Genomic DNA, 24016 nt, shown 5'->3' on the forward strand with positions numbered 1-24016 from the left:
TCTAGTTCTTCGATGAGGTTGGTTTACGTTGTGCAAGCAGAGCGACAATGTCTTTATCCATTTGTGATTTTTCGAACTCATCAAACGGTATGTACACCATGGTAAGTGGTGGTAAGTAATATTGAGTGGTTAACCAACTGCCATGGTGAGGATGAGCGATCCTGCCATCCGGGTAAATCAGAACTGGCGGATAGGCGAACTCACCAATGTCACTTGAACCTAGATTCTCGACCTGTTCATACAGAGCGATACCCGCTTGGTTTTCTACCGCGTAGACTTTTTCCAAGTTACCCACATACAACACTTTTTCTTCACGTTTTGGTGCACTTAACGCAAATTGACCTTGTATAAGAGGGTTATCAAATTTATTTAGACGGATGCGATCCACATCAATGGCGGATAGGACGCGAGGTGCAAACTGGCTTTGTTGGATAAACTTGTAAAATGGGTGTGCAACTAAATTATGTTGAATCATTTGGTTCAACACCGAATTCTTTAATGCAGTACTTCCTTGTACTGCTGTCTCGGAATTATCAAATAGAGTCACAGCTAAAGGGTATTGCAGGGCGACTTGTCGTTCTTGTACATGCTTAAGTAAGCTCTCTAAACGTGCCGCTTGTTGGAACTGCAATGCTTTGCCCGTTCCGACAAGTTCTATATTGAGCGGTGATGGGGGGGGATTTTGAGCTCGAACGGTAGTAGGTGTTGCCAGAATCGTTGCCGTTAAACTTAGGTTTAATAAAAATAGCAGTCGCTTATTCATGATTTGCTGTACCCTTTCAGAATCGTCAATTCAACAGGCACCATGTTTGGACCTAAGTGTTGACGTGTTTTCACTACTTCTCCTTTACCGTTTACCCAGTATTGGTTCTCCACACTTTTTTCTAAGCTAGTAAACGTTACAACCTCGGTATAAACATCAGTAGAGGTAGATGAAATAGGGGTTATGACGGTTTCTTTACCTTGACGAGAACGTTGGACTTTAGCCGGGAACCCATAACGGTACTTGTCAGCCCAATCGTAAGAAAGAGAATATTGCACAGAGGGTGCTGAGTAGGCAGGAACGTTGCCATAAATGCCTGCTAGATTGGTGGTTTGCAAACCAATAGTTTTAACAATATGACCGTTCTCTGTTACCACCATTGCCTTGTCTGCACTTACCCACTTTAATTGGGTATTGCCAGTTAATGGGTTTTGTTCAGCAAAGGCCAACACTACGAAGACCTGTTTTTGGTCACCAATTTTTAAGTAAGCACTAGCATAAGGAACTGCTTCAATTTCTTCTGGCGTTAGCTCGACATCGATGTAGTTGCCATAAGCTTCTTGGATTGTCGCGGATACGTCATTAAATTTTTGTGTACAGCCGAAGATTGAGTTCAGTAAAGGTAGGGCAATAAGTAAGCGCATCCATTTTAGCGATAGAAAGGTGTTCATCATTCCCTCATTACAAATAAAATCGCCCTGAGAAATCAGGGCGATATATAAGTCAAGCTAGGCTTGCTTATTTTTTAACACTAGTAGTCGTAGTTGTAGTTGAGTCACTATCTGACGCTGCAACCGCTACTACAGTTACTGCTGCTGCTGCACCTACCGCTACTGCAGTTGTACCAGTAGCAGACGCAGATGCGGCACCAGCAGAACCTGCTTCTTCAGCTGCAAATGCAGTTGATGCGCTTAGAGCCATAAGAATAGCTAGAGCTGTGTTCTTCATTATTAATCCTTGTATTTCAGATTTTAAAACATCGATGTTTGGTCTGTTTAGAACATACCATCGTTCATTTTAGTTAAAAAACAATCAGCATGTAAACAGTTTCCTATGTGAATTTGCCTAACGTTAAAGAAAAATTGTTGCAAGACTGAGAATAGAGAATCGCTTAGGTTTGATAGTTGTATTTAATCAAAATGCTTATTTTTACTGTGTTACTTCAAGCCACCTCTGAGTTTACGCAGACGTTCACATTTTTTATTCAATGCATCCGTAGTGGTGTTCTGTTTTAAGCGGCTGACAGCCAGTGTCTTTCTCATTCGTGAGAATTTACGAACCATAAATGGAAATCTGAGACGTTTTTCCCCCTTGCCGTTTTGCGCTAATACATGCATAATTTGCCAGCTTTTGTGTTGTGTTTATAAAAGATTGTTTTTTTGAACGGTTAGTCGCAAAAGTGAGGCTTAAAAAGAATATTTATATCAATAAACCGAATGAATCGGGAATCAGCGAACAGTGGCTAACGCGTAATGCCGCCGGGCGGTAGCGTGTAAATGCACAAGCGAAATTGACAAAAGTTAACAGACATTCACTGCGCGCGTCGTTCATAATGTGCAGCGGTCAGTCGACACCCAAGGAACACTTACGTGATTAATAAACGACCATGGCTAGGGGCGTTGAGTGCAATCAGCTTAGGCTTGTGCTCATTTTCTGCCTCAGCAGATTTTTATGCTGGTGCGTTAGTAAGTTACTCTAACGCTGAATTTCATCATTCCTCTTCCCCAGTAACCGAGGGAAACCCTTTCCTTCTTCAAGCGCAAGCTGGTTACTTCTTCAATGATTACCTCGCTTTTGAAGCACGTTACGGAACTTCTGTTCAACGAGATAGCGGACTTGCAGTAGATAGTCTTGCGAGTGGTTTTATTAAGTTGAATATGCCAGTCTCTGAGCGTGTAGCACTTTACGGACTTGCCGGTTATTCGAGTGTCCAGATTGACCAACAAAATGTAGGCCCTAATAAAGATCAAGGCTTTAGCTTTGGCTTGGGTATGCATTATGCTTTGGACAAGCAGAATGCGGTTGTCTTTGAGTTCGTAGATAGTACATCTGAAGATCAGGTTCGCTTGAACGCAATTACTCTTGGCTTTCAACACCGATTTTAATTAAAGACCTAGTGCCTAGTTTTGTGGCTAGGATTTTTAACTCCTGACTTTAAATAGCGAATTATCATGCTCAAAGGATATTTCTCGATAGGTGCTTGCATTCTGGCAAGCCTATTTGCGCCGCTTACTATTGCGCAGACTCCAACCCCAGAACAAATTCAGATGTTTCAGAACTTGCCAGCAGACCAGCAACAAGCATTGGCGAGTAAGTATGGTATCTCTTTTCCTTCCGGCGTTTCTTCTCAGCCAAGTAGTTATCAAAACCCTCAAGTGATTGAGCAACGCTCGGCTGCTAGTAGTACTGTTGAGGCAAAAGCTAGCGACTCAGAAGACTCAGAAAAAGGTGAACAAGGTTTAAAGCGTTTTGGTCTAGATTTATTTGCAGGTTCACCGACGACGTTTGCACCAATCAGTGACGTACCTGTTCCTGCTGACTACACGGTAGGAGCTGGTGATGAAATCGTTATCCAACTTTTTGGTAAAGAAAACACAACGCATCGTCTTCGTGTTAATCGTGCAGGCATCATCAACTTCCCTTCCCTTGGTCCTGTTCAAGTGGCCGGCATGACATTCTCTGATGTGCGTGATTCTCTAAACCAACGAGTAAAAGAGCAAATGATTGGTGTGCGCAGCGACATTTCGCTAGGTGAAATGCGCACCATGCAAGTTTTTGTTATGGGTGATGCGTACAAACCAGGTGCTTACACAGTTAGTGCACTAACCACAATCTCTCAAGCGATTTACTACAGTGGTGGCTTTAGTGAGAGTGGTGCCCTGCGTAACGTGCAACTTAAGCGTAATGGTCAGGTAATTCGTAAACTGGATATGTACGACTTATTACTAAAAGGCGACGCTCGTAACGATGTACGCTTAATGCCGGGAGACGTAGTATTTATTGGCTCGGTGGCACAAACCGTTTCAGTTGATGGTGAAGTTAACCGCCCTGCGATTTATGAAGTCAAACCGGGTGAAACTTACAAACAATTAATTCAAATGGCGGGTGGTTTTACTGCCAACGCCTTCTTTGAACAAATCAACATAAAACGCTACGGCACTGAAGGTAGCCGAGAAGCATTAACGCTGAACTTTATTAATTCCCAAGACCAACAAGCGAAAGTTAAAGTGGGTGATGAAGTCAACGTATTGAAGAAAAGCGAAGAGCTGACTCGCTATGTTCAAATAGAAGGTGACGTGCGCCATCCTGGTTTTGTTGAATGGAATAATGGGTTACGTATCGCAGACCTTTTTAACTCCGTTGACTCTTCTTTTAACTCAACAGCAGACGTTAATTACGCCGTAATCGTACGGGAAATTAATCCTCAACGAGATATTGAAGTTCATCAAGTTAACCTTGCCAAAGCAATTTTATCGCCAGGCAGTAAAGACAACCTGCAATTAAAATCTCGTGACCGAGTGCTGGTCTTTAACCGTTTTAATAATGAAGACTTAGATAATTTTGCTGAAGAAGATGTTGTTGCAAAAGCCAAAACACTTGAGGAAGCCCAAGCTCAAGCACAACAAGATCTACAACAAGAGCAAGAAGTCTTGAACTCTCCAGTTGCTGTGGCTTCGGTGGATAGCAAATCAAAAGCGAATGCTAATAAAACCAAGATGATTTTCCGTGGTAAAGAAATCACGCGAGAAGATTTTGAAGCACTTAAGCAAAACACTCGTCGTACTTTGCTAGCACCAGTGCTGTTACAACTGCAACAACAGTCTCGTTTGGGCCTAGCACCACAAATCGCAGAGATATTCGGCGAAGTAAAACACCCTGGCCGTTACCCAATTACACCAAGAATGACGGTTTCTACGCTGGTTGAAGCAGCAGGTGGACTGACTTACAACGCCTTTACCATCAATGCCGAACTGGCGCGAACTGTTATCAATAACGTCGATGAGCGCGCTTATGTTGATGTAGAACGTATCGATCTACGTAAAGCGGTTCAGGGTAGTACTACGGACGACGCGATTATTGCAGGTCGTGACCGTTTAAACATTTTAGAAAAGCCAAGTGTTAAGTTGCAAAGCACAGTAACACTACAAGGTGAAGTTCGCTTCCCTGGTACTTACACAGTGAGTCAGGGTGAGACACTAGGACAACTACTGGAAAGAGCTGGTGGTTTGACTGAGTTTGCACATCCGCAAGGTGCAATATTTACACGTGAAGCACTACGCCTACAAGAGCAGAAGCTACTCAACGAGTACGCTGCTGATATGCGTGCAGAAACTGCGAAGAAAACCTTCCGCGCCGACAGCAACTTAGGTTCAGTTATTTCTGACCCAGAGAAAACCCTGAAGTTTGTTGAAGAAGCAAGCCGCAGTAAAGCACTTGGCCGTATGGTGGTTCAGTTAGATCGTATCACTAAAGGTGAGCGTTCTACCGACTTTATGCTAGAAGATGGCGACTTCCTATTCGTTCCAACCTTCCGCAATACCGTATCCATCATGGGCGAAGTTCAGGTTCCTATTACCTATCTGCTAGATAGTAAGCTGGATGTGGATGATTACCTAAACAAAGCGGGCGGCGCGAAAAAACAAGCGGACGAAGACCGCATCTTCGTTGTACGTGCAGATGGCTCTGTGTACAAACCAACATCAGGCTACTGGTTTGGTAATAATAATGAAGAACTCAGTGCAGGCGATACCATTGTTGTACCAATAGATACCGATTACCGCGATGCTCTAAGCACCTGGACCGCCGCAACGCAAATCCTGTATCAAACAGGTGTAGCGATAAATGCGCTTAAGTAAAGGTTATAGGGCCTAGGATCCTAGGTCCTAGGAAACCCAAAGATTTGGAAGTGGATGATGCGACAGCTTGCTTTTGAAAAACTCGAACTTTGGAAACGTAGTTGTCGCTTGTCTTGTGAGTTATATAAAGAACTAGATAGTTGTAAGAACTACGGCTTTAAAGATCAACTGACCAGAAGTGCACTTTCAATCGCATCTAACATTGCTGAAGGGGAAGAGCGAGAAACAGCAAACGAGTCCGCAAGGTTTCTTTATATTGCAAAAGGCTCCGCTGGCGAAGCAATAACCCAACTTTACATCGGCATAGAAGCAGGCTTTATAGAAAAACAAAAAGGCCTAGCCCTAATCAACGAAACCAAAGAAATATCAGCAATGCTAGCCGCCCTTATAAGACGCAGAAAAGGCTCAGTCCGCGAACCTTCAGCACTATACGAATAAATAAATTCAGGGTGTTTTCTAGAATTCTAGGCTCCTGACTCTAACATTTTTAACCAATCCTACACCTAGCCCCTAGCTTAACCCCTAGGACCTAGGACCTAGGACCCTAGGACCTAAACAATCCATGGAACAAAATAAACCTCAACATCACGAGTATTTACCATATCCCCCGAAAACCTCCGCGGTCGCTGATGATGAAATCGATCTGCGCGAACTGTTTAAAGCGATTTGGAAAGGCAAGTGGGTCATCATCGCCACAACATTTGTATTTGCCGTGGCTTCAGTTCTTTATGCCCTAAGCCTTCCAAATATTTACAAAGCCGATGCTTTATTAGCACCTGCAGAAAGCTCAAGCGGAGGCGGCTTATCAAAAATGGCTGGCCAGCTTGGTGGGTTAGCAGCACTCGCTGGGGTTAATCTTGGTGGCGGCGAAACTTCGCAAACCGATCTTGCAGTCCAAGTCATGAAGTCTCGCCAGTTTGTCGACGCATACATCAATAAACATGACTTGCTAGTACCGTTAATGGCAGCAAAAGACTGGGATTTATCTAATAACCAATTAGTTTTAGATGAAGAACTATATGATCAGAATACTGGCAAGTGGTTACGCGAACCCGAAGGTCTTCGCGGTGCAAAACCAACAGCGCAAGAGGCTTTTGAACGTTTCAGTAAAGATACCTTAAGTGTAAATCAAGACAAAGAAAGTGGCTTATACACGGTATCGGTGAAGCATTACTCCCCTTATATTGCTCAGCAATGGGTTAACTGGCTGATTGAAGATATCAACAAAGTCATGCGTGAGCGTACGATCGCGGAAACGTCTCAAAACTTAGCTTATTTGAATACTCAGCTACAGAAAACGGCCGTAGCTGATATGCAAAGCACGTTTTACAAGCTTATAGAAGAACAAACCAAAAGCTTAATGTTGGCAGAAGTTCAAGAAGAGTTTGTGTTTAAGACAGTCGATCCAGCTGTGGTTCCAGAATTTAAGGATGGGCCTAAACGCGCACTGATCTGTGTACTAGGTACATTACTGGGTGGAATGCTAGGTGTCGCAGTTGTGTTAGTACGATTTGCGTTTCGAAAGGATGAAGATATAGAGGACCTAGCATCCAGAGCCTAGGCTCTACAGAAGCCATTGGGGCGGGTTTAGGAAACTAGGCGAAAACAAGCAATGACAATAAGATAGTAAAAATAGATTGTCTCAAAATGAATAAAAAGTGTCTCAGGTTGGTTGGAATGTCTGAGACGGAAAATGGATTTATTTCAATGGTTCAGCGTGCGATTAAAATAAAAAACGTGCGACATCAGAATACAAAGGGCAGTATTTTATGAAAATTCTCGTCACTGGCGGCGCGGGCTTTATCGGCTCAGCAGTTGTTCGTCACATCATTAACAATACCACAGACCGTGTTGTTAACCTCGATAAACTGACCTATGCAGGAAATTTAGAGTCCCTGAGTGAAGTAGGCAGTCACGAGCGTTACGCTTTCGAGCAAGTGGACATTTGTCACCGCACCGAACTTGACCGCGTATTTGCTGAGCACCAACCTGATGCGGTGATGCACCTTGCTGCCGAATCGCATGTAGACCGTTCGATTGATGGGCCAGCGGCGTTTATCGAAACCAATATCGTCGGGACGTACACGTTACTTGAAGCGGCGCGCAGTTACTGGAACAAGCTTGATAGTGAACGTAAAGACGCATTTCGTTTTCACCACATCTCTACTGATGAAGTGTATGGCGATTTGGAAGGTACCAATGATCTGTTTACCGAAGAAACGTCTTATGAGCCATCTAGCCCATACTCGGCATCGAAAGCATCAAGTGATCACTTAGTCCGTGCATGGCTTCGTACCTACGGTTTACCAACCATTGTGACCAACTGTTCAAACAACTACGGTCCATACCATTTCCCAGAAAAACTCATCCCTCTAATGATTCTAAATGCCTTGGAAGGGAAAGCTCTGCCAGTTTATGGTGATGGCATGCAAATTCGCGATTGGTTGTTTGTCGAAGATCATGCTCGTGCATTATACAAAGTGGTCACTGAAGGCAACGTGGGAGAAACCTACAACATTGGTGGTCATAACGAAAAAGCCAATATTGAGGTGGTGAAAACCATTTGTGGACTATTAGAAGAGTTAGTGCCGAATAAGCCACAAGGTGTTACGCAATACACCGATTTAATCACTTACGTCACCGATCGCCCTGGACATGATATTCGCTACGCGATTGACGCTTCAAAAATCGAGCGTGACCTTGGATGGAAACCAGAAGAAACGTTTGAGTCGGGAATTCGTAATACAGTTAATTGGTATTTACAAAACAAGACTTGGTGGTCGCGTATTTTAAATGGATCATATACAGATAAGCGTTTGGAGTTAGAGGGAAAGTAAGTCTATGAAAGGTATTATATTGGCAGGTGGGACTGGTACTCGACTATATCCAATAACGAAGGCAGTATCAAAGCAGTTGCTTCCCATATATGACAAGCCAATGATTTATTACCCACTTTCTGTACTAATGTTGGCGGGAATAAAAGAAGTTTTAATCATTACAACACCTAGTGATAAAGAGCAATTTTTTAGGCTGTTAGGCGATGGTTCTCAATTAGGAATGACAATAAATTATGCTGTTCAACCTAAACCAGATGGCTTAGCACAGGCGTTTATCATAGGCGAGAAATTTATAGGTGAAGATAGCGTTTGTTTAGTTCTTGGCGATAATATTTTTTGGGGACAAGGGTTTCGTAACAAGCTATTGAGTGCCGCAAGAAGAGAAAATGGAGCAACAGTATTTGGATATAAAGTTCATGACCCTGAGAGATTCGGTGTGGTTGAATTTGATGAAGACATGCGCGCTATCTCGATTGAAGAGAAACCGATTGCACCAAAGTCAAATTTTGCAGTAACAGGTTTGTACTTTTATGATAATCGTGTCGTTAATTTTGCTAAAAACGTCAAGCCATCAGAACGTGGTGAACTTGAAATATCAAGTCTAAATGAGATGTATCTAAAAGATGGGACGCTTAATGTAGAATTACTTGGGCGTGGTTTTGCTTGGCTGGATACTGGCACATACGATAGCCTTCTTGAGGCGAGCCAATTTGTTCAAACTATCCAACATAGGCAAGGACATGAAATAGCGTGCCTAGAAGAAATTGCTTTTAACAATGATTGGATAGGCAGACGCACGATAGAAAGTGTAGTGGATTCAACGAAAGATAGTATTCATGCCAATTATTTAAAATCTTTACTAGGAGATACAAGTGTTACTGTATAAAAAGTTCGACATACGCAATCATATAGATGAAAGAGGAAGTCTTAGCGTTGTTGAACACGGAAAGGAAGTTGACTTTCTTGCTGCGCGTGTTTATTGGCTTACAGCAAACGGTGGTTTTTCTAGAGGTGCGCACGCACACATGAGTGGAAAACAAGCTTTGATTTGTGTTCAAGGTGAAGTGAAAATTAGACTAAACAATGGCTATAAAGAAGAAACTATACTTTTAGAGAAGAATAAAGATGGTTTACTGATTAGTGGTTGCGTTTGGAGAGAAATGACTGATTTCTCAGAAGACGCAATATTATTAGTTCTAAATGATAAGGCTTACGATTCTGATAGAGTTATAAGAAACTGGGAACAATACTTGGAGCATATAAATGAGTAGTTTTAATCAAAGGTATGATGAGTTCCTAAATAACAATCAGTTACCAAAAAATATTGAAACAGAGTTAACCTTTGAACGTATTTATAAAGAAAATCTATGTGTAACAGAAATTCTAACGTGGTATGAAGAAATTAAAAACTCAACCAAGATGCAATATGCGATCATACCTCTTTTGGAATGTAAAGGTTGGGAACTATCCGGAGAAACTGGCTCCTTAGTCCATGAAAGTGGGTCATTTTTTCGTGTTGATGGTATTAGAGTAACTAATACAGAGGGAAGAGAGGTAGTAGGTGGATGGGATCAACCAATACTAACTCAAGTAGGATATGATGGTGGAATATTAGGAGTATTACGGGCATACATTGATGGCGTACCTCATTATTTGGTTGAAGCTAAATCAGAACCTGGAAACTTTGGACTCACTCAGATAACAACTACTCTTCAAGCGACTTTTAGTAACATCAATCAAAAACACAAAGGTAAGCGACCAAAGTTTACAGAATACTTCGTCGAACCAGAGACATCAGGTGTAGAAGTTATATATGACATTTGGATGTCGGAAGACGGTGGTAGACTTCTCAATAAAAGGAACAACTTTAAATTGGTACATATAAGCGAACCTTGTTTGATAAAACATGGTCATGCCCATAAATGGGTAGACCTAAGAACTTTAATTGAAATAAATAGAATGCCAGGTTCAATAATTTCGCCACACCTTAGATGTTTACTTTCAATAAGTTAGGTTACGTTATGTTAGCAATTGTCGGTTATGGTGAACATGTAAAGAAGAATATCTTACCTGCCTTATCTCGAATGGGATTTAGCGAAGTTTTAATTTACTCAAGAAGTACTGAAAATCGAGAAAGTGATTATTATGATGATATTCTCCTGATATTTTCTCCTAGCGTAGAGTCGTTAGCTTCTAATAATAAAGTTACACACGTATATATTGCAACCCCAATTTCTTGTCATTATGAGTTAATTAAGTTCTTTGTTGAAAATAAGAAGAATGTACTTAGCGAAAAAACCATGACTAATTCTCTATCCCGGACAAGAGAGTTATTTGAACTTGCAAAGGAAATGGATACTTATCTTGACGAAGTTTGTATATATAAACATCATAAACAATATAGCGAAGTATTAGACTTTTTAAATAAAAATTATGATCTAATACATCGAGTAAATATATCCTTTCAAATTCCTCATCTAGATAGAAAAAATATTAGGTATTCGTTGCAGCACAATGGCGGAGCTTTGTTTGATCTTGGTTACTATCCGCTGAGTATCACAAGGGATATGTTTAGAAAAGCAAAGCTTGAGTACAGTAATATTAGCAAAGCGTCAGGTTTTGACGTGGATACAAAAGGCACCGCTATTTTTTCAATAGATAATATTGTTATTAATGCCAACTGGGCATTGGGCAGCGTTTATGAAAATAAAATTGAGATATATGGAGAAGGATTTTATGCTGAAGTACAACGTGTTTTTTCTAAGCCATATAATTTAAAAACCGAAATTGTTTATATAGAGCCAGGACTTGATAAAGTCATTATGCCTATTGAGCCAGATGATATATTTGCAAATATTTTTTGTGAATTTATGGAACAAACTAAACTTGACGAAAATAAAAAGATTAATGTTCTAAATAGAATGGCAACAATCGAGCAGGTGATAAATTTAAATGAAGAAAATAGTAAAAAACAAAATCAGTGTTCTAACGCTAACGTATAATCATGAATGTTATATAAAAGAGTGTTTAGATAGTATACTCAATGCAAGTAAACAGTGTAATTTAAATGTCCAAATCATTGTTTCGGATGATGCATCTAAAGATGATACGCTGAAAATAATAGATGAATTTAGTAGAACCTCAGATGTGGATATAAAAAAACTGTCCAGAGAACGAAATGTTGGTGTAGCTCAAAACTTCCTGTCAGCAATTGAATACTGTGATGGAGAGTACATTATTTTCCTAGATGGCGATGATAAAGTGATGAAAGATAAAATCACCAAATCCCTCAGAATGTTTGAAATGGATCTAAATACAAATTTAGTTCATCATAATGTCAATGAAATAAACGAAAATAGTCAAATAACGCGTGAAAAAAAATTTAAAAATGGCGTGTCAGGAGATGTGAACGCACTTTATTATAATTGTCAAGAAAATATTCAGAGCTGCGCTGTGATGGTGCGAAATAGAGAGGGAATTAAATGGGAGGATATAATAGATATAAATAATAATTTAGTTGACTTGCCTTTCATTATAGCATTTTCTGATGTCGGTAAAATATCATATATAGATGAAGTGCTGTCTTCCTATAGAGTATTATCCAGCTCAATTATGAGAACAACCAATATAATCAAGCATGAGGCTAACACAAGACAATATTTAATTAAGCTAAGCCAGAATGAAAGTAAATGGGCTAGAAATACTGCAATTTCAGCTTCATTTATAAGAGAGGCTTTAGTTTATAAAATGCAGGGAAAGACAAAATTGTTTATATTTACTCTGGTGAAGTCAATTTTATTATTACCAAGATTAAATAATGTCATAGCAAGATATTATTACCGTGTATATTTGAGCTTGGTGAAAGATGTAATTAATATTAAAAAATCACGCAGTAAATGAGATGCTAAAGAGTTCAGCTTTATCTATTTTATCTAAGTTCCTAAGTCTTATATGCAGCCTTATATCAATTAATGTGCTAATAAAAGGTATGGGGAATGATTCATATGGCGTATGGGTTACATTAACTTCAGTTATCACTTGGATTACATTATTTGATTTGGGAGTTGGTAATACTCTAAAAAATGCAGTGGCTACAAAAAATGGCATGGATATTAATCGAGAATACTCTATGGTCATGTCGATTAGCACTTACATGAGCTTACTTATGCTCATAATCATGATAATCTGCGCTAGCTTTTTTAGTAAACTAGAAGTCAATATAGCAATAATATTCGCATTGTATATACCAATTATACTATTTTTTCCATTAAAGAACTTCAGTTATGCTCTTCAAGGCCTAAGGTTGGTAGGTGTAAATAGCATTATAGAGTCATTAAGAATAGTTCTTTGGTTGACTTTTGTCTATATATATTTTCTAAATTGGAATTATAATTATGAAACCCTTGTTTTTTTATTTGTCATTTCAAATATTGTTCCTAGTTTAGTTCAATTTTTTGTTTTTAGGTTGAAATATGAAAAAAGATTGAAATTTAAATTAATACCACCAAAAGAAATACTATATAGTAATACGCTTAAATTAGGGCTTAGGTTTTTTATTATTCAATTATCTTCAATATTACTTTTTAGTATAGGTAATATTATGATTGCTAGTAATTTTTCAATTTCAAATGTGGCGATGTATGATACTTATAATAAAATTTTCATTTCTGGTTTATCTGTTTTTAATATGATTATAGCTGTTGCTTGGCCAGAATTTTCTTATTTACACTCTAAAGGTAACGCTAATGAATGTATGAGGCTCTACAAGTATCTCATAATATTGGCTGGAATATTCTCAATAGGTGTGTTCATGGTTTGTATGGCTTTTGAACGTATTATGTTTGTTTTAGGCTTGTTAGATAATATTGATATATCCAAACCACTAATATACATAATGGGTACCACAATATGCATACAAGCATTTTCGTATTGCGGAGCGGTCTATCTTAACGCTACAAATGTGCTTAATTATCAAATAATATTATCATTAATCGGCATAGTGTTAATTTTTCCAACTTTCTACTTGTTTAAGTTCATTGGTCTTGAGTTACTCTCTTATCCATTATCGACAGCAATTATTGTATCAATATCTTTAATTGCTTGTAACTTCAAAGCAATTAAAGAAATAAAGAGGTTGAATGTTTATAAATAAATTAATAAAACGTGCATTCTATAATCCATATAAAATGGTTTCAGAAAAAAGTAATAGTGTTTTTATAGGAAATTCCAATATACTAAGAAAATCTTTTGAAATCTCTGGTTTAAGTAATATTGAAAATGAAAAATCAGTTAAAATTGGCAATGATAATATCCTAGGTTGTAGAATTATTTTTGAAAGTAAAACTGGTGAGGTTTCAATAGGAAATCGATGTTTCATAAATAGTGGTACTTCAATTATTTCAATAGATTCGGTTATTATAGGTAATTACGTAACAATCGCTTGGGGAGTAACTATTTACGATCATGACTCTCATTCTTTGGATTATATGGCTCGAAGAAAAGATATAGAGCAGCAGCTTAGTGATACAAGAGCTGGAAAATCATTTATTGCCAATAAGTGTTGGTCTTCAGTAAAATCATCTAGTATAAAAATCGGAGATGATGCATGGATTGGGATGAATGCTGTTATATTAAAAGGCGTAACTATCGGTGAAAGAGCTGTTGTTGCTGCTGGATCAATCGTAACAAAAGATGTACCAGCGGACAGTGTTGTTGCGGGAAATCCAGCGAAAGTAGTCAAAAGATTAAGTAGGTTTTAAGTGTCTAAGATAATTTTAGTTTTAGGTGGGGCCGGTTTTATCGGTCAACATCTAATTCGTCATATTGAACAAACTACAACGCATAATATTATATCAATTGGGCGTGGGACCATAGAATCTACCTCCGATAGAGTAATGCATCACAGTAGTGACATAAATTATAATACGTTATTAAAAATAAAAGAGACGATTAATAGTGATTTGTTAGCTATTATTAACTGTGCTGGGAGTGGAAGTGTGAGATTTTCTCATGAAAATCCCAAAGAAGACTTTGTTAAAACAACAGAGGCCACAATTGATTCCTTGGAATTCATAAGACAGTTTTTTTGGGGCGCAAGGTTTATTCAGATCAGCTCTGCTGCAGTTTATGGGCAATGCCACTCATTACCATTAACTATTCACTCACTGACAAAACCAGTTTCTTCTTATGGCTTTAGTAACTTAATTAGTGAGCATTTAGTTAAACAATACTCAGAAGTATATGGCATAAAGTCAGCTACTTTACGAGTATTTTCAGTATACGGGAACGGACTCAAGAAACAAATTCTTTGGGATGCTTGTCAAAAAATAGTTAGCGGAAACGCTAAATTTTTTGGGACAGGAAATGAAATTAGAGATTTTATTCACATTAATGATCTAGTAAAAATTATAACTATTTGTATTAGTAAGGCTTCTGTTAGTAATCCTGTTTACAACTGTGGAACGGCTAATCCAGTTAAAATTAGAGATTTAGTTTCCATAATAAGTTCTCAATTGTCCAATAATATTCCAGTTGTATTTACAGGAGAAGATAACCCTGGAAACCCTAAAGGTTATCTTACTTGTGGTTCTGAAAAGTTTAATATTGACTATACTGACTTGGAAAAAGGAATTAAAAGTTATTGCGACTGGTTTTTAAATAATGGAAAATATGATTAATTTAGCATTTATATATCTACCTTCAAATAATTGGGTTGGTGGGAAGAATTATTATCTTTCTTTATTCAAACAGTTGAGTAAGCAAGATGATGTTACTTTACATATTATTTCTTCACCGGAGGCTGAGCTTGATGAAATTCCTAATAAAAGTAATATCCTAGTTACTAGGACAAAGCTTTTATCTAACCGAAGGTTATCATCAAGAATAATTAGGTATATATCAAGGACAGTATTAGGGGAGAATGCCTTTTTATATTTCATTTTGAAAAAACTAAAAATAGACTTACTTTCCCATTCCTATATAACTCCTTGGCTAGGGTTTAGATGTATTCCTTGGATACCTGACTTTCAGCATAAGTACTTACCTCAACACTTTTCAAAAAAAGAAATCTCGGTAAGAGATATAAAATACAAAAAGTATCTTTCATCCGGTTCAGTACTTTTCAGTAGCTACAGCGCTAAAAGCGATGCAGAAAAGTTTTATAATTTATCCGCGATACCATATGTATATAGATTTTCTCCATATTTAGAGAGTGCGAACGAAAACAGTAGTCCCTCGACAATAGATGATATACCAAATACTCCATATGTTTTTCTACCTAACCAATTTTGGAAACACAAGAATCATAAAGTGGTTTTTGAAGCTCTAAAAGTATCGACTTTGAGAGGCAGGCCTTTTAAATTAATTTGTACAGGAGAGTTGAGTGATTACAGGAATCCCCACTATATCCAAGAGATTAGCAATTTAGTAGAACACCCTGATATTAGAGAACATATTTCTCTGCTAGGTTTAGTTGATAGACAAATGTATATTAAACTTTTACGTGGTGCAGCCTTAGTTGTTAATCCTTCATTTTTTGAAGGTTGGAGCTCAACTGTTGAGGAGTCTAAGTATCTCAACAAAAAGCTCGTTCTATCTGATATACCTGTACACCTAGAACAGATTGAAAATTATGAGAATGCACTTTGTTTTAAAGCTGGTGATCATGAAAGTTGTCTATCAGCTATTTATCAATCTCTAGAACAATCAGTCGTTACTAATTCGTATACTTCTGAGGAATATTATCAGATTGTAAAAGAAATTTTAGGGAAGTGATCAAATGAATATTGCAGTCTTAATGACGTGTTTTAATAGAGTAGAGAAAACTCTTAATTGCCTGAACTCTTTAGAGCAGCAAAAGTACATTGAAAGTATAGAACTGGATGTCTATCTAGTTGATGATGGATCTAGTGATGGCACTTCGGAAGCTGTTTGTAACAAATTCCCTAATGTAAAGCTTATATCAGGTAATGGTAACCTATACTGGAACGGGGGTATGAGACTAGCTTGGAAGAAAGCCATTGATAGTGGGATTAATTATGATGGTTTTCTATGGTTAAATGATGATGTTACCCTTCTTGATGATGCAGTGTCTCGCATAGTTACTTCCCTTACAAATTTGAGATTATCTGGAATCAAAGTTGGTGCAATCTGCGGACAAATGGTCAACGATAAAGGAACTCCAACTTATGGTGGTTGGTTAGATCGTGGAAAAGACAGACTTAAGCCTAAGATGCTACAAGTGGATGATAAATTCAATCAGTTGAGTGATACTATCAATGGTAACTTTGTATTAGTATCACGAGAAGGGTACGAGGAAATCGGTAATTTATGTGAGGTATATACTCATCAAATGGGAGATTTTGACTATGGTTATCGTCTCACTGAGAAGGGGTTTTTAAACTTTCAATTAAAAGGCGTTGCAGGTTATTGTTCATCAAATTCAAAAATAGGTACATTTAGAGATATTAGCCTCGATTTTAAAACTAGACTTAAGTTACTAAATCGGCCAAACCAAATTGCTCCAGTAGACGAGTGGAAGTATTTTGTCAAAAAACATAGTCGAAAAAATGTTAATGTTCGCATGGCAAAGCTTTATTTTAGAAAGTATGCACCTTCGATTTGGTTGATATTATTCGGTAGATAATTAATGAGTTTGTCACTGTATTGTTTTTCATTTTACATATTTTTGTCATACTTTCAGTTTTTATTTGCTTCTGTGTTGCCTTTAAATTTGCCTCATAAATTAGTTAGTCTAGGCTTGTTAATTTTTAGTGTTCTAGTAATTAAAAAAAAGGTAATTAGTTCTGGCTTCGCTTTATGGCTTGCTATAATCATTTTTTTAAATATCATTAGTTTTTATTTTCTTGCATTTGATACGGAATTAATTGGTTACGGAAGGACGATAATGTATCTCTTATATAAGTTACCAGAAGTGGCTTTGATATGTATATTCGTTAGTAGCCATGATAAAAATAGGCTTTATGTTATTCTTCCTAGGGTTAGGAATTGGTTTGTTATCAGTAGCTTTATACTGTTTTTATATTTTGTTCTAGTTTATTTTAATATATTACCTTACATCCATAGATTTATAGCTTTTAATAGTGACCGTTTTGGTGGTTTAGTTGGCGAGCCTAGAGATTTTGGTTTATTGTCATTTGTATTTTTGATGTCAACATTTGCCTTTCCAGATAAGAACTCTATATGGCAAAGAGGCATATTAGCTGTTTTTGTGGTATCTAGTGGATCGAATGCAGTGGTGTTATTAATATTGGCATTACTTTGGTATTATATTTTCTCAATGAAACCTAAGGCTACTTTAGTATTATCAGTATTCATTTTTTTCTCCCTCTATGGTGTTATTTCAACAATTGATTTTAAAATCGGAAGATTTGACTTGGATGCATCGGAACTAGTTAACATTGCTACATCATTTAATCCAAACAATCCTCCTCCAGCTCTAAACCCTATAACGGTCCGTTTTTTTAATTTTGTCTTTAACTTATACTGGATGTCAAAAGGCTGGTTTTCATATGGTATCGGTAGTTCTATGGACATTGCTTATAATCAACAGTTATTTGATTACAATGTATATGAATCGTCTACTGGCTTATTTGGCTTTACAACCATAGGGGTTGAACTCGGTTTAGTAGGCTTAGCGATAGTTTTAATTTCAGCGTTCTCTTTTCAGGTTAAGGTTCATCACTTAGGCTGGCTAAGTTTACTTTCATTTTCTATTTTGATAGTCATATTATTGCTAAGTAGCCCCTATTCTGCGTTTTATTTGTTTCTCTTGTTGTATGTTTATAAAATAGGATTAAATGAAAAGGTTCTAAAGGGTAGATTTCAGTGAAAATAGGAATATGTGTTATATGTTATAACCGTTTGGATGCTGCCAGTAGAGTTTTTTCTACTCTAAGTGAAGCACAATTTAACCAAGATGTAGAAATCATTGCGTCAATAGATTATTCTAAGTCGCAAGGTCAAATGGTTGATTTATTCACAAGTTACTATTGGGGGGATAAAAAAACTCGTTTAGTGACTTATAATAATAACCTTGGTTTGAAGCAACACGTATTAAGTTGCGGAGATTTAGTTAAGGATTATGATTTATTAGTACTAATAGAAGAAGACCTATATATTTCACATTTTTTCGAGAACTATTTAGTATCATCCTATTATTTATCAAGGTCTGAACCTAAGTTAGGTGGCATCTCTCTATATTCATACACTAGGAACGAGGATGACAAAGTTGATTTTAGGCCTTGTATTGATAGCTTTGATAACTACTATTTACAGTTCCCGTCATCATGGGGTTTTGCAATTACTCAAAAACAATGGGGTGATTTTAGAGCGTGGTTGTCTTTTAATGATTGTGAAACGTTTACTGATGATTTATTACCCCAATATATATGTAGATGGAGTAAACAATCATGGAAAAAACACTATGCGCGATATTTAGTTCATACGGGAAAGTATTTTAGTTATCCTAGATATTCGCTAACGTCCAATCCTGGTTTAGCTGGTAGTCATCACTTTGGTATTAAAGGTCTTTACTCCGTCCCAGTCTGTCTTGCTGAAAGAGATTGGAAGTTGGGTTCAGTAGATAGCTCCTTGTCCATTTATGATGTTAACTTTTCGTCTACTAGAAGCGTTCATGACGATGATGGTTTCTATAGCCATGGTGTTGAAAGGCCTACAAATAAAGGTGAATATATCGCAGATAACTTCTATTTAAACCTGAGAGATCTTTATTCGGTTCTCTTCAATTGTGTTAAAAAATTCTTAGTAAAAGTAGCAGGAAAATTAAAGGTATTAAAATGAGCAACAATAAAACAGCATTAATCACTGGTATTTCAGGGCAAGATGGTTCGTACTTGGCCGAGTTTCTAGTTGACAAAGGCTACGAAGTTCACGGAATTATTAGACGCTCTTCTTCCTACAATACAGATCGAATAGATGCTTTGCTTAATACTAGCGATAAAGTTCATTTACATTATGGTGATTTAACTGACAGTTCAAATCTAATTCGTTTAGTTGGGCAAATTCAACCCGATGAGATTTATAACTTGGGTGCAATGTCTCATGTGGCAGTCTCATTCGAGTCTCCAGAGTATGCTGCCGACGTTGATGCTATGGGAACAATCCGTTTGTTAGAAGCGATACGTATCAATGGATTAGAAAAGAAGACTCGCTTCTACCAAGCATCGACTTCTGAGCTTTACGGTGAAGTTCAGGAAATACCTCAACGTGAAACGACCCCTTTCCACCCACGCTCTCCATACGCGGTTGCTAAGATGTATGCTTACTGGATCACTGTAAACTACCGCGAGTCATATGGTATGTATGCGTGTAATGGTATCTTATTTAATCATGAATCTCCTCGTCGCGGTGAGACATTTGTTACACGTAAAATTACGCGCAGTATTGCCAATATTTCTCAAGGGTTAGAGTCTTGTTTATATTTAGGTAACATGGATGCTTTGCGAGATTGGGGACACGCTAAGGACTACGTTCGTATGCAGTGGATGATGCTGCAGCAAAACATGGCTGATGATTTTGTTATTGCTACGGGCAAACAAATCTCAGTGCGAGATTTCGTACGTATGTCAGCAAAAGAAGCGGGTATAGAATTAGAGTTTTCAGGAGAAGGCGTGGATGAAATTGCAACTGTAACTGCTATCGATAGTGAAAAAGCACCATCTATTAAAGTTGGTGATGTGATTGTTCGTGTTAGTCCTAAGTTCTTCCGACCGGCTGAAGTTGAGACACTTTTAGGTGATCCAAGTAAAGCCAAAGAAAAGTTAGGTTGGGTGCCTGAGATCACTGTAGAAGAAATGTGTTCAGAAATGGTTGCTGCAGATGTATCTAAAGCGAAACAACATGCGCTGTTGAAATCTCATGGTTTTGATGTGGCAATTTCTTTAGAAAACTAAAAGTGAATATGATGGTGAAAAAACGTGTTTTTGTTGCTGGTCATAGAGGAATGGTTGGGTCGGCAATTGTTCGACAATTATCTTTACGGGATAATGTTGAAGTTGTTACACGCACACGCACAGAGTTAGATCTCTTAGACCAAAATGCAGTTAATGAGTTTTTTGCAGTGGAGGGGATTCATGAGGTCTACTTAGCTGCGGCTAAAGTTGGAGGTATTCATGCAAACAATACTTATCCAGCGGAATTCATTTATGAGAACTTGATCATGGAGTGCAACATCATCCATGCAGCTCATAATAATAATGTTCAGCATCTTCTCTTCCTTGGCTCATCTTGTATTTATCCTAAGTTAGCTGAACAGCCTATGACGGAAAGTGCGTTGCTTACAGGGACGTTAGAGTCCACCAATGAGCCGTACGCGATAGCGAAAATTGCAGGTATTAAGCTTTGTGAATCTTATAACCGACAGTACGGTCGTGACTATCGCAGTGTGATGCCAACAAACTTATATGGTGAAAACGATAATTTTCATCAAGAAAACTCTCATGTAATTCCAGCTTTGATGCGCCGATTCCATGAAGCAAAACTAAATAACGATATAGAGGTTATTGTGTGGGGGACTGGTAAGCCGATGCGTGAGTTTCTTTATGTGGATGATATGGCAGCAGCTTCCATTCATGTTATGGAACTTGATAGTGAGAGTTACCAAGCCAATACCGAACCTATGCTTTCTCATATTAACGTTGGCACAGGCAAGGATTGTACTATTCGTGAGATGGCGGAGACAATGGCCAAGGTCGTTGGATTTGAAGGTAAAGTGGTCTTCGATAGCTCAAAGCCTGATGGTACGCCTCGTAAATTAATGGATGTTTCACGCCTTGCCTCTTTGGGATGGAAATATAAAGTGGAACTAGAAACGGGCCTGCGTAACACATACCAATGGTTCTTAGCAAACCAAGATCATTTTCGTAAATAATAGGTATAGTTATGACGCAACGACTGGATGAATCAACGTTTAAAACGGTCGTTGCATCTACCCCACTTGTTTCTATAGATCTCATTGTTCGTAACTCGAACGATCAAGTATTATTAGGATTAAGAACAAACCGTCCTGCAAAAGGTTTCTGGTTTGTTCCAGGTGGACGTATTTGCAAAGACGAAACTTTTGAGCAAGCCTTTTTACGCATAACCCAAGTTGAGTTAGGGGTATCTATACCTATCTCCAAGGCATCCCTATTAGGTCCATATCAGCACCTTTACACGGATAATTTTTCTGGTAGTGAGTTTTCAACTCACTATGTGGTTTTAGGTTATCAAATTGAGCTAGATGTAATATTATCTGGTTTGCCCGATGAGCAACACCAGAACTACCAATGGTGGGAAGTAAACGAACTACTTGCATCTAAGCTGGTTCATAGTAATACCAAGGCGTATTTTTCTGATAATTATAAATAATGTAGGTAAGTAATATGCTTTTACCTGTAATAATGGCTGGAGGCTCAGGTAGCCGATTATGGCCCCTTTCACGTAGCTTGTATCCCAAGCAATTCATTAGTTTGACGAGTGAGAAATCTATGCTGCAAGAGACGATAGTGCGTCTTTCTGGTTTAGAACATCAATCTCCTTTAATAATATGTAATGAAGAACATAGGTTTATTGTTGCTGAACAGTTGCGAAAGCAGAATATTCAGCATGGTGGAATTATACTAGAGCCAGTAGGCCGAAATACTGCACCTGCAATCGCTCTTGCTGCTTTGCATGCGGTTAAAAGTGGTGAAGACCCATTGTTATTAGTCCTTGCTGCTGATCATGTAATCCAAGATTCTTTTGCATTCTCTGATGCAGTTAGAGCCGCTATCCCATCTGCTGAGGAAGGCATGTTGGTCACTTTTGGTATTATACCTACTGCACCTGAGACTGGTTATGGTTATATTAAGCATGGTGATGCCATCGAAGAGTCTGTTTTTCGAGTTGCTCAGTTTGTCGAAAAGCCAGATTTAAATACAGCAGAACAATATCTGGCTTCTGGTGAGTATTATTGGAATAGTGGTATGTTTTTGTTTAAAGCTTCTCGTTATTTGGAGGAGCTTAAAGAGCAACATCCTAATATCCTTGAAGCTTGTGAATCTGCTATGCAAGGCTCGCGACAAGATTTGGACTTTATTCGATTAGCTGAAGAAGCATTTTTTCTTTGTCCTGATGACTCCATCGATTATGCAGTAATGGAAAAAACTCACGATGCATTGGTAGTTCCTATGAATGCAGGATGGAGTGATGTGGGCTCTTTTAGTGCATTGTGGGAAGTATCTGCTAAAGATGATTTGGGCAATGTAGCCGTAGGGGATGTACTGACTGATCAAACCAGTAATAGCTATATCTACGCACAAAATAAACTGGTGTCTACAGTTGGGGTTGATAATCTCGTCGTTATTGAAACCAAAGATGCGGTGCTAGTTGCCAACAAAGACAAAGTTCAAGACGTAAAAAATATTGTTAATCTGTTGAAAGTCCAAAACCGAAGCGAATGCGAACAACACAGGGAGGTTTACCGCCCTTGGGGTTCACATGATGAAATTGCTGAAGGGGAACGTTTCCATGTTAAGCACTTGCGTGTAAAGCCAGGTGAAAAAACGGCACTTCAGATGCATCATCACCGAGCGGAGCATTGGGTTGTGGTTCAAGGCACGGCGAAAGTAACCAATGGTGAGAAAAGCTATCTAGTCAGTGAAAATCAATCTACCTATATTCCACTTGGTTCTGCTCATCGTATAGAAAACCCAGGAAAAGTCGATTTGCATTTGATTGAAGTGCGTTCAGGCAATTATTTAGAAGAAGATGACATAGTACGCTTGGAAGAGTACGGAGTAGGATACTGATGAAAGTTTCTATTATTACCGCAACTTACAATAGTGCTGAGACCATCCTATCGACCTTGCAATCATTAGAATCACAGACTTACCCAAATATTGAATATATTATTGTAGATGGAGCTTCGAAAGATAACACCTTAGACGTGATTAAAGCTAATTGCTCTCGTGTATCTACCATTATTTCTGAGCCGGATAAGGGCATTTATGATGCGTTAAATAAAGGTATCCAAGCAGCGACAGGCGATATTATAGGCTTTCTACATTCTGATGATATATTTGCTTATCCAGATGCCGTTAGTGAGCTTGTAGCTTTGATGGATAAAAAGCAAACCCAAGCAGTGTACGCTGATTTGGAATATGTATCTAAAGATAATCTTAATAATGTTGTTCGTTTATGGAAGTCAGGCCAATACCAACGCAGTAAGTTAAAGCAAGGTTGGATGCCGCCTCACCCAACGTTTTATATGAAGCGAGAGTTATACCAATCTTGCGGTATGTTTGATTTAAATTTCAATATTTCAGCAGACTATGACTCATTGCTTCGTTATTTGTGGATTAATAAAATCACAATGGCTTATTTACCTAAAGTCATTACTAAGATGCGAGTCGGTGGTACGAGTAACAATAGCCTAAGTAACATTATCCATAAAACCAAAGAGGATATTAGAGCCTTAAATAATAATGGCTTGTTCTGGCCTAGCGCTATTTTCATAAAAAACGTGTCTAAAATACCACAATTTTTGAAAAAGAGTTGAT

25 protein-coding genes are annotated in these 24016 nt (G+C 38.1%); 22 read left to right on the plus strand and 3 right to left on the minus strand.

The annotated features are described in order from the left end of the window. Position 1: 1 nt before the first annotated feature. The 3 genes from NL645_RS15235 to NL645_RS15245 form a co-directional block, all read right to left on the minus strand. Positions 2–763: a capsule biosynthesis GfcC family protein gene (locus tag NL645_RS15235; protein ID WP_253651973.1), complete on the minus strand. Its 762-nt coding sequence runs from the start codon at positions 761–763 to the stop codon at positions 2–4. Beyond that, positions 760–1434, minus strand: coding sequence for a YjbF family lipoprotein (locus NL645_RS15240; protein WP_253652037.1), 675 nt, complete (start codon positions 1432–1434; stop codon positions 760–762). The genes NL645_RS15235 and NL645_RS15240 overlap by 4 nt, the downstream gene beginning before the upstream one ends. A gap of 67 nt (positions 1435–1501) precedes the next feature. Then, positions 1502–1711, minus strand: coding sequence for a hypothetical protein (locus NL645_RS15245; protein WP_140094649.1), 210 nt, complete (start codon positions 1709–1711; stop codon positions 1502–1504). A gap of 641 nt (positions 1712–2352) precedes the next feature. Here NL645_RS15245 and NL645_RS15250 point away from each other — a divergent pair. The 22 genes from NL645_RS15250 to NL645_RS15355 all read left to right on the plus strand — a co-directional run bounded on the left by NL645_RS15250 (position 2353) and on the right by NL645_RS15355 (position 24015). Further along, positions 2353–2868, plus strand: coding sequence for a porin family protein (locus tag NL645_RS15250; protein ID WP_253651974.1), 516 nt, complete (start codon positions 2353–2355; stop codon positions 2866–2868). Positions 2869–2934: 66 nt separating this feature from the next. Then, a complete protein-coding gene (locus NL645_RS15255; RefSeq protein ID WP_253651975.1) occupies positions 2935–5619 on the plus strand; it encodes an SLBB domain-containing protein in 2685 nt (894 codons plus the stop codon). Between the two features lie 54 nt (positions 5620–5673). After that, positions 5674–6057, plus strand: coding sequence for a four helix bundle protein (locus NL645_RS15260; RefSeq protein WP_309248902.1), 384 nt, complete (start codon positions 5674–5676; stop codon positions 6055–6057). 124 nt (positions 6058–6181) lie between these two features. Continuing rightward, a complete protein-coding gene (locus NL645_RS15265) occupies positions 6182–7180 on the plus strand; it encodes a Wzz/FepE/Etk N-terminal domain-containing protein (protein WP_253651976.1) in 999 nt (332 codons plus the stop codon). Positions 7181–7388: 208 nt separating this feature from the next. Beyond that, positions 7389–8456 carry a dTDP-glucose 4,6-dehydratase gene (gene rfbB, locus NL645_RS15270; RefSeq protein ID WP_253651977.1) on the plus strand — a complete coding sequence of 356 codons (1068 nt, stop codon included), beginning with the start codon at positions 7389–7391 and terminating at the stop codon, positions 8454–8456. Positions 8457–8460: 4 nt separating this feature from the next. After that, the gene (rfbA, locus tag NL645_RS15275; RefSeq protein ID WP_253651978.1) at positions 8461–9342 is read left to right on the plus strand and encodes a glucose-1-phosphate thymidylyltransferase RfbA; all 882 of its coding nucleotides are present in this window, start codon (positions 8461–8463) and stop codon (positions 9340–9342) included. Further along, positions 9329–9727, plus strand: a complete 399-nt coding sequence (locus NL645_RS15280; protein WP_253651979.1) for an FdtA/QdtA family cupin domain-containing protein — start codon at positions 9329–9331, stop codon at positions 9725–9727. Before rfbA ends, NL645_RS15280 begins: the two co-directional genes overlap by 14 nt. Then, positions 9720–10469 (plus strand): NDP-hexose 2,3-dehydratase family protein, encoded by a 750-nt coding sequence (locus NL645_RS15285; protein WP_253651980.1) that lies wholly within the window; start codon positions 9720–9722, stop codon positions 10467–10469. Before NL645_RS15280 ends, NL645_RS15285 begins: the two co-directional genes overlap by 8 nt. 8 nt (positions 10470–10477) lie before the next feature. Then, the gene (locus NL645_RS15290) at positions 10478–11458 is read left to right on the plus strand and encodes a Gfo/Idh/MocA family protein (protein WP_253651981.1); all 981 of its coding nucleotides are present in this window, start codon (positions 10478–10480) and stop codon (positions 11456–11458) included. Beyond that, positions 11409–12356, plus strand: a complete 948-nt coding sequence (locus NL645_RS15295) for a glycosyltransferase (protein ID WP_253651982.1) — start codon at positions 11409–11411, stop codon at positions 12354–12356. Before NL645_RS15290 ends, NL645_RS15295 begins: the two co-directional genes overlap by 50 nt. A gap of 1 nt (position 12357) precedes the next feature. Continuing rightward, positions 12358–13608: a lipopolysaccharide biosynthesis protein gene (locus tag NL645_RS15300; protein ID WP_253651983.1), complete on the plus strand. Its 1251-nt coding sequence runs from the start codon at positions 12358–12360 to the stop codon at positions 13606–13608. Continuing rightward, complete coding sequence (locus NL645_RS15305; protein WP_253651984.1) at positions 13595–14215, plus strand: DapH/DapD/GlmU-related protein; 621 nt, start codon at positions 13595–13597, stop codon at positions 14213–14215. The genes NL645_RS15300 and NL645_RS15305 overlap by 14 nt, the downstream gene beginning before the upstream one ends. Then, positions 14216–15133 (plus strand): SDR family oxidoreductase, encoded by a 918-nt coding sequence (locus tag NL645_RS15310; RefSeq protein ID WP_253651985.1) that lies wholly within the window; start codon positions 14216–14218, stop codon positions 15131–15133. Further along, complete coding sequence (locus NL645_RS15315) at positions 15117–16229, plus strand: glycosyltransferase (RefSeq protein WP_253651986.1); 1113 nt, start codon at positions 15117–15119, stop codon at positions 16227–16229. The genes NL645_RS15310 and NL645_RS15315 overlap by 17 nt, the downstream gene beginning before the upstream one ends. Positions 16230–16233: 4 nt before the next feature. Further along, a complete protein-coding gene (locus tag NL645_RS15320; RefSeq protein ID WP_253651987.1) occupies positions 16234–17100 on the plus strand; it encodes a glycosyltransferase family 2 protein in 867 nt (288 codons plus the stop codon). A 3-nt stretch (positions 17101–17103) separates the two neighbouring features. Next, entirely contained in the window at positions 17104–18306 is a 1203-nt protein-coding gene (locus tag NL645_RS15325) for a hypothetical protein (protein WP_253651988.1), read from the plus strand. After that, positions 18303–19277 (plus strand): hypothetical protein, encoded by a 975-nt coding sequence (locus NL645_RS15330; RefSeq protein ID WP_253651989.1) that lies wholly within the window; start codon positions 18303–18305, stop codon positions 19275–19277. Before NL645_RS15325 ends, NL645_RS15330 begins: the two co-directional genes overlap by 4 nt. Continuing rightward, on the plus strand, positions 19274–20389 hold the full coding sequence (gene gmd / locus NL645_RS15335) for a GDP-mannose 4,6-dehydratase (RefSeq protein ID WP_253651990.1): 1116 nt from the start codon (positions 19274–19276) through the stop codon (positions 20387–20389). The genes NL645_RS15330 and gmd overlap by 4 nt, the downstream gene beginning before the upstream one ends. Before the next feature lie 11 nt (positions 20390–20400). Then, positions 20401–21366, plus strand: a complete 966-nt coding sequence (locus NL645_RS15340; RefSeq protein WP_253652039.1) for a GDP-L-fucose synthase — start codon at positions 20401–20403, stop codon at positions 21364–21366. Positions 21367–21377: 11 nt separating this feature from the next. Continuing rightward, on the plus strand, positions 21378–21845 hold the full coding sequence (locus tag NL645_RS15345; RefSeq protein WP_253651991.1) for a GDP-mannose mannosyl hydrolase: 468 nt from the start codon (positions 21378–21380) through the stop codon (positions 21843–21845). A 14-nt stretch (positions 21846–21859) separates the two neighbouring features. Further along, positions 21860–23266 carry a mannose-1-phosphate guanylyltransferase/mannose-6-phosphate isomerase gene (locus tag NL645_RS15350; RefSeq protein WP_253651992.1) on the plus strand — a complete coding sequence of 469 codons (1407 nt, stop codon included), beginning with the start codon at positions 21860–21862 and terminating at the stop codon, positions 23264–23266. Further along, complete coding sequence (locus NL645_RS15355) at positions 23266–24015, plus strand: glycosyltransferase family 2 protein (protein ID WP_253651993.1); 750 nt, start codon at positions 23266–23268, stop codon at positions 24013–24015. Before NL645_RS15350 ends, NL645_RS15355 begins: the two co-directional genes overlap by 1 nt. Position 24016: the final 1 nt, after the last annotated feature.

Origin of the sequence: Vibrio sp. Y51_MX_L26 (assembly GCF_024181935.1) — a bacterium.
In the GTDB taxonomy this organism is placed as follows: Bacteria; Pseudomonadota; Gammaproteobacteria; order Enterobacterales; family Vibrionaceae; genus Vibrio; species Vibrio diabolicus.

What these genes read in the sequence shown, in the direction of transcription:
- NL645_RS15235 (WP_253651973.1), bottom strand. Translation starts at nt 763, where the DNA reads ATGAATAAGCGACTGCTATTTTTATTAAACCTAAGTTTAACGGCAACG.
- NL645_RS15240 (WP_253652037.1), bottom strand. Translation starts at nt 1,434, where the DNA reads ATGAACACCTTTCTATCGCTAAAATGGATGCGCTTACTTATTGCCCTA.
- NL645_RS15245 (WP_140094649.1), bottom strand. Translation starts at nt 1,711, where the DNA reads ATGAAGAACACAGCTCTAGCTATTCTTATGGCTCTAAGCGCATCAACT.
- NL645_RS15255 (WP_253651975.1), top strand. Translation starts at nt 2,935, where the DNA reads ATGCTCAAAGGATATTTCTCGATAGGTGCTTGCATTCTGGCAAGCCTA.
- NL645_RS15260 (WP_309248902.1), top strand. Translation starts at nt 5,674, where the DNA reads ATGATGCGACAGCTTGCTTTTGAAAAACTCGAACTTTGGAAACGTAGT.
- NL645_RS15265 (WP_253651976.1), top strand. Translation starts at nt 6,182, where the DNA reads ATGGAACAAAATAAACCTCAACATCACGAGTATTTACCATATCCCCCG.
- rfbB (WP_253651977.1), top strand. Translation starts at nt 7,389, where the DNA reads ATGAAAATTCTCGTCACTGGCGGCGCGGGCTTTATCGGCTCAGCAGTT.
- rfbA (WP_253651978.1), top strand. Translation starts at nt 8,461, where the DNA reads ATGAAAGGTATTATATTGGCAGGTGGGACTGGTACTCGACTATATCCA.
- NL645_RS15285 (WP_253651980.1), top strand. Translation starts at nt 9,720, where the DNA reads ATGAGTAGTTTTAATCAAAGGTATGATGAGTTCCTAAATAACAATCAG.
- NL645_RS15290 (WP_253651981.1), top strand. Translation starts at nt 10,478, where the DNA reads ATGTTAGCAATTGTCGGTTATGGTGAACATGTAAAGAAGAATATCTTA.
- NL645_RS15295 (WP_253651982.1), top strand. Translation starts at nt 11,409, where the DNA reads ATGAAGAAAATAGTAAAAAACAAAATCAGTGTTCTAACGCTAACGTAT.
- NL645_RS15300 (WP_253651983.1), top strand. Translation starts at nt 12,358, where the DNA reads ATGCTAAAGAGTTCAGCTTTATCTATTTTATCTAAGTTCCTAAGTCTT.
- NL645_RS15305 (WP_253651984.1), top strand. Translation starts at nt 13,595, where the DNA reads ATGTTTATAAATAAATTAATAAAACGTGCATTCTATAATCCATATAAA.
- NL645_RS15315 (WP_253651986.1), top strand. Translation starts at nt 15,117, where the DNA reads ATGGAAAATATGATTAATTTAGCATTTATATATCTACCTTCAAATAAT.
- NL645_RS15320 (WP_253651987.1), top strand. Translation starts at nt 16,234, where the DNA reads ATGAATATTGCAGTCTTAATGACGTGTTTTAATAGAGTAGAGAAAACT.
- NL645_RS15325 (WP_253651988.1), top strand. Translation starts at nt 17,104, where the DNA reads ATGAGTTTGTCACTGTATTGTTTTTCATTTTACATATTTTTGTCATAC.
- gmd (WP_253651990.1), top strand. Translation starts at nt 19,274, where the DNA reads ATGAGCAACAATAAAACAGCATTAATCACTGGTATTTCAGGGCAAGAT.
- NL645_RS15340 (WP_253652039.1), top strand. Translation starts at nt 20,401, where the DNA reads ATGGTGAAAAAACGTGTTTTTGTTGCTGGTCATAGAGGAATGGTTGGG.
- NL645_RS15345 (WP_253651991.1), top strand. Translation starts at nt 21,378, where the DNA reads ATGACGCAACGACTGGATGAATCAACGTTTAAAACGGTCGTTGCATCT.
- NL645_RS15350 (WP_253651992.1), top strand. Translation starts at nt 21,860, where the DNA reads ATGCTTTTACCTGTAATAATGGCTGGAGGCTCAGGTAGCCGATTATGG.
- NL645_RS15355 (WP_253651993.1), top strand. Translation starts at nt 23,266, where the DNA reads ATGAAAGTTTCTATTATTACCGCAACTTACAATAGTGCTGAGACCATC.